The sequence below is a fragment of the Streptococcus sp. 27098_8_103 genome, assembly GCF_041432345.1.
GTDB classification, from domain to species: Bacteria; Bacillota; Bacilli; order Lactobacillales; family Streptococcaceae; genus Streptococcus; species Streptococcus mitis_BV.
On sequence record NZ_JAPVZK010000010.1, the window covers coordinates 59,755 to 73,930 of the forward strand.

Below are 14,176 nucleotides of genomic sequence, written 5' to 3' on the forward strand. Positions count from 1 at the left end.
CAGACTGAATTTGTCTGAGTTTTTTTATGATCTTAAGTTTTCGAGATAGCGCTGGGCTGTCTCTAGGTTAAAGGTTTTATCTGCGATGAGGCGCTCGACTAGGGGAGCTACCTCGGATTCACTAGCACCTGCGAGAAGTGCCAAGGATTTAGCCTGCAATTTCATGTGACCTTGCTGAATTCCTGTACTCACCAAGGCTTTGAGGGCCGCAAAGTTTTGGGCGAGACCGATAGACACGATAATCTGAGCTAATTCTTTAGCAGAAGGATTTCCTAGTAATTCATGACTGAGGGCTACACGAGGGTTGAGGCCGATAGAGCCGCCTTTGGTCGCTACAGGCATAGGCAGGGTCACCTCACCGACCAATTCTTCTCTATCAAGGTCCAGTGTCCATTGACTAAGACCTTGATAGTGTCCTTCTCTACTAGCAAAGGCATGGGCTCCTGCCTCAATAGCACGCCAGTCATTACCAGTTGCAATCAAAACGGCATCAATACCATTAAAAATCCCTTTATTGTGGGTAGCTGCTCGATAAGGATCAGCTTGCGCAAATTGGCTCGCCAAAGCAATTTTCTCTGCAATTTCTCGTCCTTGATCCTTTTGAAGGCTCAAATAGCGAAAGGCGATGCGACAACTTGCAGTAACCAAAGAATCGGTCGCGTAGTTAGACAGAATACCCATGAGACTCTGTCCCTGACTGAGTTCTTCTACGACTGGCTTCAAGGCTTCCAGCATGGTATTGAGCATATTTGCTCCCATGGCTTCCTGCGTATCGACATGGAGATAAACAACGAGGAAGTCTGTTTCGCCTTTAATCTGCTCTACATGCAAATCACGCGCCCCACCCCCGCGTTTAACGATAGAAGGATAGGCTTGATTGGCAAGTTCCAAGAGCTCCGCCTTCTTGCTGGCAATTTCTTCTTGCGCTTGTTCAGGATTAGCAACTTGATAAAGAGCTACTTGCCCAATCATCTGGCGCTGATGAACCTGAGCAGTAAAGCCACCTGCTCGCTTGATGATTTTACTTGCATAGCTGGCCGCAGCAACCACGGACGGTTCTTCTGTCACATAGGGAACTGTGTATTCCTGACCGTTAACGAGAACCTCTGGGACCAACGAATAAGGCAGTGAAAAAGTTCCCACCACATTCTCACTCAGCTGGTCTGCCACAGTCACACTCATCTGTTCATCCTGCTCCAAACTCACTTGCTTCTCAGGACTAAGGAGCGCCTGAGCTTTTAACAGCTCGAGGCGCTCTTGGTATGATTTTTTAGAAAATCCATTCCAACTTATCTTCATTATTTTTCAACCTTGCTATAACGGCGTTGGTGGTCCACAATTTCAACCAAGGCAAAATCTTGATTTTCATAGCCAGCAAACTGGGCAGAGTTTGTTTCATCTAAGTCTACTTCCTCAAAGAAGACTTTTTCATAGTCAGCAACAGACAGGGCAGTTCGTTGGTTGAGCTTGTTCAAACGGTCTTTATCCAGATAAGCTTCATATCCTTCAACCAATTCACCACTGAAGAACTCAGCTACAGCCCCACTTCCGTAACTATAAAGGGCAATTTTATCCCCAGCCTTCAAGCTATCTGTATTTTCCAAGAGAGACAAAAGTCCAAGGAAAAGTGAACCTGTGTAGATATTCCCCACCTTTTGACTGTAGAGAATAGACTGGTCAAAATGCTTTTGCAAGAGGTCTTTTTTCTCTTGAGGCAAGTTCTTATCCATGATTTTTTTCAAGCCTTTTAAGGCTAATTTAGGGTAAGGCAAATGGAAACAGACAGCCGCAAAATCATCTAAGGTAAGCTGGTAACGTTTTTGGTATTCAAGCCAAGTCGTTTTCAAACTATCTAAGTATTGCTGGGTAGAATAAACACCATTTACATAAGGCGTTGTTGAGTAATTTGGACGCCAGAAATCCATGATGTCACGGGTCTGAGCTACATTGTCATTATTAAAGGCCATAATGCGTGGATTCTGTGTAATCAACATGGCCACACTGCCAGCACCCTGAGTTGGTTCTCCTGGAGTTTCAATACCATATTTGGCAATATCACTGGCAATGACCAAGACCTTGGACTCTGGAGAATTTTCCACATGCAATTTGGCATAATGAAGGGCTGCTGTCGCTCCATAGCAGGCTTCTTTAATCTCGAAACTACGAGCAAAGGGCTGGATGCCCAGCAAACCATGCACAAAGACGGCCGCAGCTTTACTCTGGTCAATTCCTGACTCGGTAGCCACAATGACCATGTCAATTTCTTGTCTCTCTTGCTCAGTTAAAATAGAGTCACTAGCACTGGCCGCCAAGGTCACGATATCCTCAGTTAGAGGCGCAATACTCAATTCCTTGAGTAAGAGTCCTTTACTTAATTTTTCAGGGTCAATTCCCCTCGCTTCTGCTAAGTCTTGTAATTTCAAGACATATTGACTGGTCGCAAAACCAATCTTATCAATACCGATTGTCATATTTACCTCTGTTTTATCATTCATTGTAAAAAATCGTTCTATACTATTTTATCACAAATAGCAGTAAAAGAGAGAAAAAAGACTTGATTCACCAAATCAAGTCGCTTATTATTCTAACCATTATGCTGCTTTCTTAAGTAGGAATAAAGTCTAAGAATCACTGTTCCGCTAGCCATTCCAATGGAAATCACCAAAGCCAGCATAACAACCAAGGTTGCACTAGCAATGGCATGATTGTAATCCCCTATCACAAAAAAGGCAGTTGTCCGATAGGAAAGATAACCCGGAACCAGAGGTGCCAAGATTGCCAAGATAAAGACTACAGCAGGTGTCTTATAAAGAATACTTAAAATCTGGCTGACACAAGAACCGATAATGGCTGCAATAAAAGTAGCCACAATAACATTGGTCGGTTCCTTGAGCAAGAGATAAATCAGCCAGACAGCCATGCCCAAAATCCCTCCGGGTAAGAGCATAGAGCGTTGCACATTGAGTACAATTAAAAAAGTGATAATAGCAAGAAGACTTGCTACTGCTTGTAATAAAAAGGTTGTTAGTGTCATATTAATTCATCAATACCAAGGCGACAGAAGTTCCCGCCCCTAAAGCAAGGGTAATGAGCAGGGATTCAAACATCTTACTCATACCAGAGTTTATGTGGTTGGTCATAATATCACGAACCGCATTGGTCAAGGCAATCCCTGGTACAAAAGGCATGACAGCACCAGCTATAATCAAATCTGCTGTTGAGGGAAAACCTGTGTAGCGAGCCCAAAACTGGGCTATCATCCCAAAGACAAAGGCTCCAGCAAAGGCCGTTACAAAGGGAATTCGGATAAACTTCTCCACATAGAGGGAAAAGGCAAAACCAAATAAGGTAGCCACTCCTGCCCCAAGTGCGTCGTAGATATTTCCACTAAACATAATCGAAAAGAAAGGGGCGCTAAAGGTCGCAGCCAGAGTTACCTGCAACTTAGTATAAGGAAGGGGCTGGTCTTGCAAAGCCGTCAATTGCTTGAAGGCTGTCTCTAAATCAAGATTTCCTCCTACCAACTGACGAGAAATCTGGTTCACATCACAGACTTTTTCAATATTATAAGAAGAGGAAGTCACGCGTTTCATTCGCGAAATATTGGTATTTTCAATGGAGAAAAAGATAGCAGCAGGCATGGCAAGAACATTGCAATCCACAATCCCCTGCGAATGCGCAATACGGATCATGGTATCTTCTACACGATGAATCTCTGAGCCACTTTTGAGAAGAATGGTTCCAGCTAACATAATCACATCGATGACGGCATTTAATTCTCTTGATTCTTCCATGCGTTCCTCCTTTTATCAACTCCTTCTATTCTATCACAAATCTGGAGTCAAAAAAAATCTTTGCCATGAAATCATGACAAAGATTCTAGTATCACTATGGATTATCTGGGGAAGTATCTCCTCGTTGTGAATTACCTTGCGAGTTTCCTTGTGTTGGGGAGGTTTCTGCATTCCCCGGCTCGTTAGGTTTCCGAGAAGAACTTGAGGACGAAGAAGAGGATGAGGATGAAGAAGTTGAAGAAGAACGAGTCGGCTTCGCTTTATAAATAGAAATTTTAACACGAGTGGTGTTCAAATCTACCTTTTCACCCGGTTTTGGACTTTGATCCACTACTGTTCCTTCTTCATGTCCCGCTGGGCTAGAAACTTCTACAATTTCTATATTAGCCTCTTTAACACCAACAATCTGTATCAGATTATTCTTTGTAAATTCTCGGCTAGAACCAATATAGCTTGGCATTGAAATAGAATTTACTTTTTTAGCAACTGTCAAAACTATTTGAGTTGCCTTGCTAAGATCATAGGTTGTTCCCTCCGGTAAACTTTGTTTCATGATTGTACCGGGTTCGATTTCGTTGGATTCTTCTTCCTCAATCTTAATCAGATTTTCTGGAACCTTCTTGCCCTTCAATTCTGCCACTACATCACTGGACTTTCTTCCAAGATAATTTCCAAGTTGGAAGGATTGCTGACCAGAAGACACAATCAAATTAATTTTTGTTCCTTCTTTGCGTGTCGTACCAGCGTCAGGATCGGTACGAATAACACGACCTTCTTCAACCTTATCACTAGCCTCTGTTTTTTCTTCACCAACCTCAAAATTGGCTTTCTTAAGCGCTTCTTTAGCTTCCGCAACCGTCTGACCTGCCACCTTTGGAACGGCAATGGTAGCGGGCGTTCTATATAAAATCCATACCAAAGATGCCACAACCAACAAGAAGGTCGCAAATAAAATTGGATAACGTGCTTTCATACGACGGCGTTTGGTTGGCTTTGGACTAGGTACTGGTTTTTCTGTCTGATGAGGCTGGGGCTTAGGTTGAGGTCTTCCCTCTTGTACCGGAGCTTTAGGAATAGAAGTCAAGGTACTTTGTGGAACTTTAGGAAGAGTTTTAGTATCTGCCTTAGTCGCATCTTCAAAGACTAGCTTTGGTTCATTACGACGATTATAAGACAAACTACTCGACAAATCCACATACATTTCAGCGACTGATTTGTAGCGATCTGTCAATTTCTTAGCAGTTGCCTTGATAACAACATTTTCTAAAGCCTGAGGCACAGATGGATTTTCAGCTATAACCGACGGCAGAGGTTTCTGGAAATGCTGGAGGGCGATGGTCACTGCACTATCCCCATCGTAAGGAATATGACCTGTCAGCATCTCATAGAAAATAATCCCCATGGCATAGATATCACTCTGCACAGTTGCTTTAGAACCACGCGCCTGCTCTGGCGATAAATAATGAACGGAACCTAGCATTGAGTTGGTCTGAGTCAAACTTGTCTCTGCAAAGGCTACTGCAATCCCAAAGTCTGTAACTTTGGCAGTCCCATCTGGGGTCAAAAGGATATTTTGCGGTTTCAAATCCCTGTGAACAATTCCTCGAGTATGGGCTAAGCGCATAGCCAAGAGGATTTGTCCCATGATTCGAACCGCTTCTTCATTTGAAAGAGGGTGATGTTCCTTGATATAGCGTTTGAGGTCTAATCCAGCAACATATTCCATTGCGAGATACTGTTGTCCCTCTTCTTCACCGATATCTGTAATCCGAACGATATGAGGATGGTCCAGATCCGCCATGGCTCTTGCTTCCCGCTGGAAACGCGCCACAGCAATCGGGTCTGTCTGGTAGTTGGTCCTCAGGACCTTTACTGCCACTTCTTCCCCGTCTAGAATCAAATCTTTAGCCAAGTAAACATCTGCCATGCCTCCTCGACCAATCTGTTTGAGAATCCGATACCGCCCGGCAAAAATCTTGCCGATTTGGATCATTCTGTTTCCTCCTCAGTAACAGCAATAAGGGCAACTGTGATGTTGTCTAAACCACCTGCATTGTTGGCAAAACGGATCAAGGTTGCTGCCTTATCTGCCAAAGAAATGTCGCTGGTTACAATATCAGAAATCTCACTGCCTGAAATCATATTTGTCAAACCATCACTATTGAGTAAGAGATAGTCCCCAGGCTCAAGGGTGATCATTCCAAAATCAGGCTGAATTTCATCTTTTTGACCGATTGACTGGGTAATAATATTTTTCTGTGGATGGCTAGCAGCTTCTTCAGGTGTCAATTGACCAGCCTTAAGCAATTCATTGACTAAAGAATGGTCGCTCGTTAACTGGTGGTATTCTTCTCCACGAATCAAACCGATACGAGAATCTCCGATGTGAGCATAAATAGCCTGATTATCAATAATGGCTACAGCCTCAAGGGTTGTCCCCATTCCTTTATAGGCTTCATTTTGTCCCAATTGGTTAATCCTTTGATTTTCAATCTCAAGGTTGTTAGCAAACCATTCACGTACTTCATTAACTGTATCGATTTGAGTATCTACCCAAGCTACACCTAGGTCTGTTACCGCCATTTCACTAGCGATATTCCCTGCGCGATGACCTCCCATACCATCAGCTAGGATAATCATGGTACGTCCAGCTCTATTGACATAGTGGTTGACATAGTCTTGGTTATTTGTTCGTTTCTGACCAACATCTGTTAATAATGAAATTTCCATGTGTTAGTTCCTTCCTAATCCGATATCTTGCGAAATTGACTGATGAAGAATCCATCACTTCCATACAATTCAGGTGTAATGAGGATACAGCCGTCTTTCATGATATCCTTACATTCATGTTCTAGTGTTACCTGCTCAAATTCAGGATGACTTTCTAAAAATGCCTGTACGACTTGAAAGTTCTCCTCTGAGACAATAGTACAGGTACTATAAGTTATTATACCACCTTTGCGTAGTGTTTGACAAACACTACCTAATATTTCTAGCTGAATTTCCTGCAAGGACGCGAAATCTGCCGTTTCTTTATTGTATTTGATGTCTGGTTTGCGTCGCAGAAGACCAATTCCTGAACAGGGAGCATCTACTAGAATCTTATCAAAGGAATTCTGACCAAAAAACTCATGCACCTTTCTGGCATCCAATTTTTGAGTTTGAACCCGATCTGCAACTCCCAGACGTTGAGCATTTTCTTGGATTAAGTCCAACTTGTGGTCATATAAATCCAGAGCAGTTACCTGACCTGTCGTGAGATAAGAGGCTATATGAGCTGTTTTCCCACCCGGAGCTGCACAAGCATCTAGAACCTGCTCATTTCCTTGTAGATCAAGCGTCGGCGCAACCAATTGACTGGACTCATCTTGGATAGTAATGGCTCCCTCCGCAAACAAATCATGGCCTGCAAAATGCCCTTGCTCCTTAACCAGACCAGAAGGAGACAAAGGTGAATCACTAGCCTCCAACAAGGATTGGATTTCCTCTTTTCGACTTAAATCGGTCACACGAATGCTGGCTTTGTTGCGCACCAGAAGACTTTCAAAGATGGCTTGTGCTCGCTCTTCTCCATATTCTTCCTTGAGCTTGGCAACTAGCCAAACTGGGAGAGAATAGGCAACGGAATCACGCTTGTTTTTTCGCTTGATGCTAGCAATATCTGGCCAACCCTCACGCAGAATACGGCGAAGGACGGCGTTGACCAATTTTTCACTGCCTTTTTTACGGACTTTGGCCAATTCTACTGCTTCATTGACCACAGCATGGTCTGGAATCTTGTTCAAATAGCGGAGCTGGTAGGCACTCATGAGAAGAAGGACATAAAGCCAACTATCTAACTGGTCTCTGTCTTCGATAAAGTGGGATAGGTACCATTCCAAGGTGAGTTTACGGGTTACCGTTCCATAGACCAGCTCGGTCACCAAACCCTTGTCCGCTGCTGAAAGTTGACTTCCCTTGAGATGCTTATTTAAGGCGATATTTGAGTATGCTTGATTGATAAAAACATCCTCTAATACTGCTAGGGCTAAACTTCTAGCCGTTTCTACTTTAGTCACCAAATCGTTCTCCTACAGTCAATGTACGTCCAACTCCATTGAGGAAGGAAGCAATGTCCATCTTAGGTTTACCAGCTGGCTGCACTTGTTTGAGGGATAGAGCCCCTTCTGCCGTTGCGACAATCAATTCTTTCTTACCAATAGATAGGATCTCACCTGGATTTCCCTGACCTTCTACTGCTAAAGCTTCATAAATCTTAAAGCGGTCGCCCTTAAGGAAAGTATGGGCAACAGGCCACGGATTCATCCCACGGATTTGGTTAAAGAGTTGACGATTGCTTTTATTCCAATCCAATTTTTCTTCCTCTGGCTTGATGTTTGGCGAGAAAGTAACCTGACTTGGATCCTGTGGTTCAGGTTTAATCTCCCCAGCAATATAGGCAGGCAAAGTATCCAAAAGCAAATCACGACCAACTAGCGCCAATTTCTCAAACAAGGTGCCGACATTGTCCTCATCCATAATCGGAATACTACGACGAGAAATCATATCCCCTGCATCCATTTCCTTAACCATCTCCATAATGGTCACACCAGCTTCCTCATCTCCTTGAATCAAGGCATAATGGATAGGCGCACCACCACGGTGTTTGGGAAGAAGGGAAGCGTGAACATTGACCGCAAAGTCCATGCTATCAAGGAGTTTACTTGGGAGAAACTGCCCAAAAGCAGCGGTCACAATTCCATCCGCTCCTAGCTGCATAATCTCTTCCATCTCTGGACTTCCAGATAATTTTTCAGGTTGGTAGATAGGAAGACCTGCTTCCTTGGCAGCCTGCTTGACTGGGGTTTCTTGGATAACTTTTTTACGACCGACAGCACGGTCTGGCTGGGTCACAACGGCTAGAATTTCGTAACGGTCATCTGTCAAAAGCCCTTTTAAAACTGTTGCTGAAAAGTCGGGTGTCCCCATAAAGATTAATTTTGTCATATCTTCTCCTTCTTATAAAAATTGCTGCGGCTCATGGTCAATGCTGAGACGGAGCTCACTATTTTCCCGTTCTTGAGTCAAGGCCAAGACCTGGTTGAGAGTCGGACTTAGCTCATCTTCTAAACGGTATTTAATCAAAATCTGGTAATGATAGAGGTTGTGGGTACGAGCAATCGGTTTTGGCGTCGGTCCAAGGATGTTACTGGTTTCAGACAAACCTGACCGCAAAATGTTCATAACTTCATAGGCACGTTTGACAACCTCTTCTTCTTTCTTGTGAGAAAGGGTAATGCCAATCGTGAAATAATAAGGTGGATAGCCTAGTTGTCGTCTGATTCCCATTTCATAAGCGTAAAAGCCTTCGTAGTCCTGGTCTTTTGCAAATCGAATAGCGTAGTGCTGAGGATTGTAGGACTGTATCAAGACCTGACCTGCTTTTTCAGCCCGTCCTGCTCGACCTGCCACCTGAGTCAAGAGCTGGAAGGTTCTCTCAGAAGAACGGAAATCTGGTAGATTCAAGGCCGTATCCGCATTGAGCACTCCGACTAAGGTCACATTTGGAAAATCCAAGCCCTTGGCAATCATCTGAGTACCTAGTAAAATATCTGCTTCCCCTCTACCAAACTGGTCAAGCAGAGCTTGATGACTACCTTTCTTACGAGTCGTATCCACATCCATCCGTAGAATGCGTGCATGGGGAAAGAGTTCTGCTAGCTCGTCATAAGCCTTCTGAGTTCCCGTCCCGTAGTAACGAATACTGCGACTCTTACAGTTAGGGCAGGCCTGAGGAATGTCCTTCGAGAAACCACAATAATGGCAGTTCATGGTCTTGGTATCCATGTGCAAGGTCAAGGAAATGTCACAGTTAGGACAAGTATCCACGGTCCCACACTCCCGACACATAACAAAGCTAGAATAACCACGACGGTTGAGCATAAGAACCACCTGCTCTTTTTTAGCCAGACGATCCTGAATCGCTTCTAGCAAAGGTGGCGTAAAGTTTGACGTTTCATTTTGTCCGATATAGTCCCGAAAGTCAATTACTTGAACCTCAGGGATACTAGCTAAAGGATTGGCGCGTTGGGTCAGACGTAAATGTTGATAAACGCCTTTTCCAGCCCGAGCACGGCTTTCCAGACTAGGAGTTGCTGAACCAAGTACAAGGGCTGCTTGATTATACTGAGCCCGTAAAATAGCTACCTCTCTGGCATGGTAACGTGGATTACTGTCTTGCTTATAAGTCGCTTCATGCTCTTCATCGATAATCATAACCCCCAGATTTTTCAGCGGAGCAAAGATAGCCGATCTGGCGCCAACAACAACTTGGGCATCGCCACGCTCTACCTTGCGCCATTCGTCATACTTTTCACCATTGGACAGGCCAGAGTGAAGAATGGCCACCTTGTCCCCAAAACGAGCGATAAAACGCTCCGTCATCTGAGGAGTCAAGGAAATCTCAGGCACCAGCAAAATAGCTGTCTTACCCTTATCCAAGGCCCCTTGGATAATCTGCAAGTAAACCTCAGTCTTCCCACTTCCTGTAATCCCTTGAAGAAGGAAGGGAGGCTGGTGACTGCCAATCGCACTGACAACCACATCACGCGCCTGTCTTTGTTCTGGATTCAACTCCAAAGGCCGACTTGCCTCAATGCCTTCAAAATACGCAGCTGAGCGTTGAACTTCCTTTTGGACTATGGTAACAGCACCTTCTTGCACAAAGAAGTTGACTTGCTCCCGCGAATAGGACTCTAACAAACTAGCCAAGGAAGCACTCTCAGGATGAGACAGCAAATAGTCTCTCAATTCCAACTTTTTCTTGGCGCGCGCAGAAATCTCAACACCCTCTAATTGAGCAAGATTCACCTCATACCAGGACTGAGTTTTGACCTTCTTTTGATCGACTGCCTGATATTCCAGACCAAGCAGACCTTTTCTAGTCAAATGCATCATTTCAGCTTGCTTAGCTAAATCTAGAGAAGAAAAGGCTAGCGAATCTTCTGAACCAAATAGACGCACTCGGTCTTCCTGACTCAGACCTTCCAGAGGATAGAGAATCTTGTCATAGCTGGAATTTAGAAATCCCGGCAACATGGCCTTGAGGATAGAGATTTTGTAGGAGAAGACAGATTTGCGAAGCTCCTCAGCCAGCCAGAGTTGTTCTTGCGTGAGAACAGGAGAAAAATCCAGCACCTCGACAATATCTTTTAAATCTTGCTCCATCTCTTCTTCATCTGCTTGAGACTCCAAACCAAGAACAATCCCTTGAATCAAGCGATTCCCCTTACCAAAGGGTACATGAACTCGCATCCCAACCTCCAGCATTCCCTCAAACTCCTCCGGAATCCTGTAACTATAGGGCTGGTCTGTCTGCATCAAGGGCACATCTACTATAATCTTTGCTATGGTCATCTTCTCACCTCCTCCTTGTCATACTCTTCGAAAATCAAATTCAAACCACGTCAGCGTCGCCTTACCGTACTCAAGTACAGCTTGCGGCTAGCTTCCTAGTTTGCTTTTTGATTTTCATTGAGTATCAGTACATTCTTGCAATAGAAAAAATAAGATTGAGTCCCCCCAACCTTAAATTTTTTCACCATCTTCTTTTTCTTTAGCGATTTGCTCTTTGATTTTCTTTTCTTCTTCTTCTTTGCGGCGTTTTTCTTCTTCGATACGGCGACGCACTGCTTCACGTTTTCCTTCTGGATCTGGGTGAATTGTAACGTTTCCTGATTCGATTTCTTCTAAAGCGCGAAGAGTTGATTTTTCAGACTTGAAACCTTGAGTTGCTGGCGCACCTGCTTCCAATTCGTGGGCACGTTTTGCTTCCAAAATTACGAGTGAATATTTTGATGGAACCTTGTCGAGCAAGGTATCAATAGAGGGTTTTAACATCATTTGCTTGTACCTATTTTCTAAATTTTATCGAGTAGTTGGAGATTTTGGTAACATCTCCTGATAGTGACCAATGACACGATCTACACGGAAGTGCTCTGCTTCAATAACACGTTTGACACGCTCAGCAGCTAGGGGCACCTGATCGTTGACAATCGCATAATCATACTCACGCATAAGGGCAATTTCTTCCTTGGCTTTTTCGATTCGTTGGGCAATCACTTCTGCGCTGTCTGTTCCACGTCCTACCAAACGATCTTGCAATTCATCCAAATCTGGTGGTGTCAGGAAGATAAAGACAGCATCTGGAACCTTTTTCTTGACCTGAAGAGCACCCTGAACTTCAATTTCAAGGAAAACATCGATTCCCTTGTCCAAGGTTTCATTGACATAGGTCAGAGGAGTTCCATAGTAGTTGCCGACATATTCTGCGTATTCCAACATCTGTCCTTGACGAATCAGCTCTTCAAACTCTTCACGAGTACGGAAGAAATAGTCAACACCGTCCACTTCTCCAGGACGTTGTGCGCGTGTCGTCATCGATACAGAGTATTGAAATTGGTTTTCAGAACTCTCAAAAATCTCTCTTCTAACCGTTCCTTTTCCAACCCCTGAAGGACCAGAAAAAACGATTAGTAAGCCTCGGTCTGCCATTGTGTCTCCTTTTAGTCAGTCTGTGAAATAACATTTCTAGAATAATGGCAAAAAGCCAGATTATCCTTTACAGTCTTTCTATCTAGTGTAACAAAAAAGCAGTAATTTTTCAACTGCTCTTTCTTATTTATTTAGCATAATCTACTGCACGAAGCTCGCGAATCACGGTTACCTTGATATTTCCAGGGTAATCGAGATTGTTTTCAATTTTCTCACGAACTTTGTGAGCCAAGATTGTGACTTTGTCGTCTTTGATTTGTCCTGGATTGACCATGATGCGGATTTCACGTCCTGCTTGAAGGGCAAAGCTATTCTGTACTCCTTCAAAGCCGTTCGCAATTTCTTCCAAATCATGAAGACGTTTGATGTAGCTTTCAAGAGACTCACTACGAGCACCCGGACGGGCAGCGCTCAAAGCATCTGCTGCAGCAACAATCACTGCAATGACGCTTTCGGCTTCGACATCACCGTGGTGGCTAGCAATTGTATTCACCACAACTGGATGTTCCTTGTACTTACGAGCCAATTCCATACCGATTTCAACGTGGCTACCTTCAACCTCACGGTCAATGGCTTTTCCGATATCGTGAAGGAACCCTGCACGACGAGCAAGAGCCGCATTTTCACCAAGTTCGCTCGCCATGATACCAGCTAACTTAGCAACCTCAATCGAATGACGTAAGACATTTTGTCCATATGAAGTACGGAACTGCAAGCGACCCATGATTTTCATCAAGTCTGGATGAAGGTTTGGTGCCCCAATTTCATAGGCAGCAGCCTCACCGTATTCACGAATCTTATTGTCAATCTCTTGACGGTTTTTCTCAACCAACTCTTCGATACGAGCTGGGTGGATACGACCATCCTTGAGCAACATTTCCATAGTCATACGGGCAATTTCACGACGAATCGGGTCAAAACCTGATAAGGTCACCACTTCTGGTGTATCGTCGATAATCACATCGACCCCTGTCAAACTTTCAAAGGTACGAATGTTACGACCTTCACGACCAATAATGCGTCCCTTCATAGTATCGTCTGGCAGGTGAACCGTTGAGTTTGTTGACTCCGCCACATATTCACCAGCGATACGTTGCATGGCTTGAACCAAGATGTCCTTGGCCATTTTGTCAGAACGTTCCTTGACCTCTTGCTCAGCTTCGCGAATACGGCTGGCAATCTCCTTGGTCAAGTTTTCCTCTGTCTGCGACAAGATAATATCTCGTGCTTCTGCCTGAGACAGAGCACCAATACGCTCTAGCTCTGCTTCTTTTTGTCTTTCGACTTCCTCTAATTGCTCTTCACGCGCATCAAGGTTTTTCTCTCTATCAGAAATACTTTGTTCTTTTTGTTCAAGTGTTTGTTCTTTACTCGTCAAATTGTCGTCCTTACGGTCAAGGCTAGTAGCTCTCTCTGTCAAACGACTTTCGATTTGTTTGAGTTCTTGACGTTCTGATTTGAATTCAGCGTCCACTTCTTCACGGTATTTTCTGGCTTCTTCTTTGGCCTCCAATAGTGCTTCTTTTTTAAGAGACTTGCTTTCACGTTTAGCTTCATTAACCAGTAAATCCGCTTCACGTTCAGCTTGTCCACGTAAATTAGTTGCTTCTTGTTCAGCATTTAAAAGCATCAACTCTGCAGCTTCCTGAGATGATTTCATCTTAGCTGAGATGCTGACATATCCAATGACTAAACCAATGATGACGGCAAAAACAGCAATCGCAAGCGACATGATTTCCATGTTTTTACCTCATTTTATTGTTATTCCGAATGACATACATTCTTTTACATTCTACCATAAAAAAGTGATTTTCACAAACCTAAAATAGAATATGTTTTGGGGAATTTGG

General features: G+C 43.8%; 12 protein-coding genes. All 12 read right to left on the minus strand.

Going from position 1 to position 14,176, the window contains the following annotated elements:
* Positions 1-24: 24 nt before the first annotated feature.
* The 12 genes from O3599_RS04645 to O3599_RS04700 all read right to left on the minus strand — a co-directional run bounded on the left by O3599_RS04645 (position 25) and on the right by O3599_RS04700 (position 14,067).
* Entirely contained in the window at positions 25-1,299 is a 1,275-nt protein-coding gene (locus O3599_RS04645; protein ID WP_247939303.1) for a hydroxymethylglutaryl-CoA reductase, degradative, read from the minus strand.
* Positions 1,299-2,471, minus strand: coding sequence for a hydroxymethylglutaryl-CoA synthase (locus tag O3599_RS04650; RefSeq protein WP_247939328.1), 1,173 nt, complete (start codon positions 2,469-2,471; stop codon positions 1,299-1,301). The genes O3599_RS04645 and O3599_RS04650 overlap by 1 nt, the downstream gene beginning before the upstream one ends.
* Positions 2,472-2,584: 113 nt before the next feature.
* The gene (locus tag O3599_RS04655) at positions 2,585-3,034 is read right to left on the minus strand and encodes a threonine/serine exporter family protein (protein ID WP_000176927.1); all 450 of its coding nucleotides are present in this window, start codon (positions 3,032-3,034) and stop codon (positions 2,585-2,587) included.
* Position 3,035: 1 nt separating this feature from the next.
* Positions 3,036-3,794, minus strand: a complete 759-nt coding sequence (locus tag O3599_RS04660; RefSeq protein WP_033686493.1) for a threonine/serine exporter family protein — start codon at positions 3,792-3,794, stop codon at positions 3,036-3,038.
* Positions 3,795-3,888: 94 nt separating this feature from the next.
* Entirely contained in the window at positions 3,889-5,787 is a 1,899-nt protein-coding gene (gene pknB / locus O3599_RS04665; RefSeq protein ID WP_371512143.1) for a Stk1 family PASTA domain-containing Ser/Thr kinase, read from the minus strand.
* On the minus strand, positions 5,784-6,524 hold the full coding sequence (locus O3599_RS04670; protein ID WP_023946526.1) for a Stp1/IreP family PP2C-type Ser/Thr phosphatase: 741 nt from the start codon (positions 6,522-6,524) through the stop codon (positions 5,784-5,786). Before O3599_RS04670 ends, pknB begins: the two co-directional genes overlap by 4 nt.
* 14 nt (positions 6,525-6,538) lie before the next feature.
* The gene (gene rsmB / locus O3599_RS04675) at positions 6,539-7,852 is read right to left on the minus strand and encodes a 16S rRNA (cytosine(967)-C(5))-methyltransferase RsmB (protein WP_371512145.1); all 1,314 of its coding nucleotides are present in this window, start codon (positions 7,850-7,852) and stop codon (positions 6,539-6,541) included.
* Entirely contained in the window at positions 7,845-8,780 is a 936-nt protein-coding gene (gene fmt / locus O3599_RS04680; protein ID WP_049544806.1) for a methionyl-tRNA formyltransferase, read from the minus strand. The genes rsmB and fmt overlap by 8 nt, the downstream gene beginning before the upstream one ends.
* A 12-nt stretch (positions 8,781-8,792) precedes the next feature.
* Positions 8,793-11,189 carry a primosomal protein N' gene (locus tag O3599_RS04685; protein ID WP_371512147.1) on the minus strand — a complete coding sequence of 799 codons (2,397 nt, stop codon included), beginning with the start codon at positions 11,187-11,189 and terminating at the stop codon, positions 8,793-8,795.
* 171 nt (positions 11,190-11,360) lie between these two features.
* Positions 11,361-11,675, minus strand: a complete 315-nt coding sequence (rpoZ, locus tag O3599_RS04690) for a DNA-directed RNA polymerase subunit omega (RefSeq protein ID WP_000979235.1) — start codon at positions 11,673-11,675, stop codon at positions 11,361-11,363.
* 24 nt (positions 11,676-11,699) lie between these two features.
* Positions 11,700-12,326 (minus strand): guanylate kinase, encoded by a 627-nt coding sequence (gene gmk / locus O3599_RS04695; protein ID WP_000775041.1) that lies wholly within the window; start codon positions 12,324-12,326, stop codon positions 11,700-11,702.
* A 127-nt stretch (positions 12,327-12,453) separates the two neighbouring features.
* Complete coding sequence (locus O3599_RS04700; protein ID WP_214614860.1) at positions 12,454-14,067, minus strand: ribonuclease Y; 1,614 nt, start codon at positions 14,065-14,067, stop codon at positions 12,454-12,456.
* Positions 14,068-14,176 lie beyond the last annotated feature (109 nt).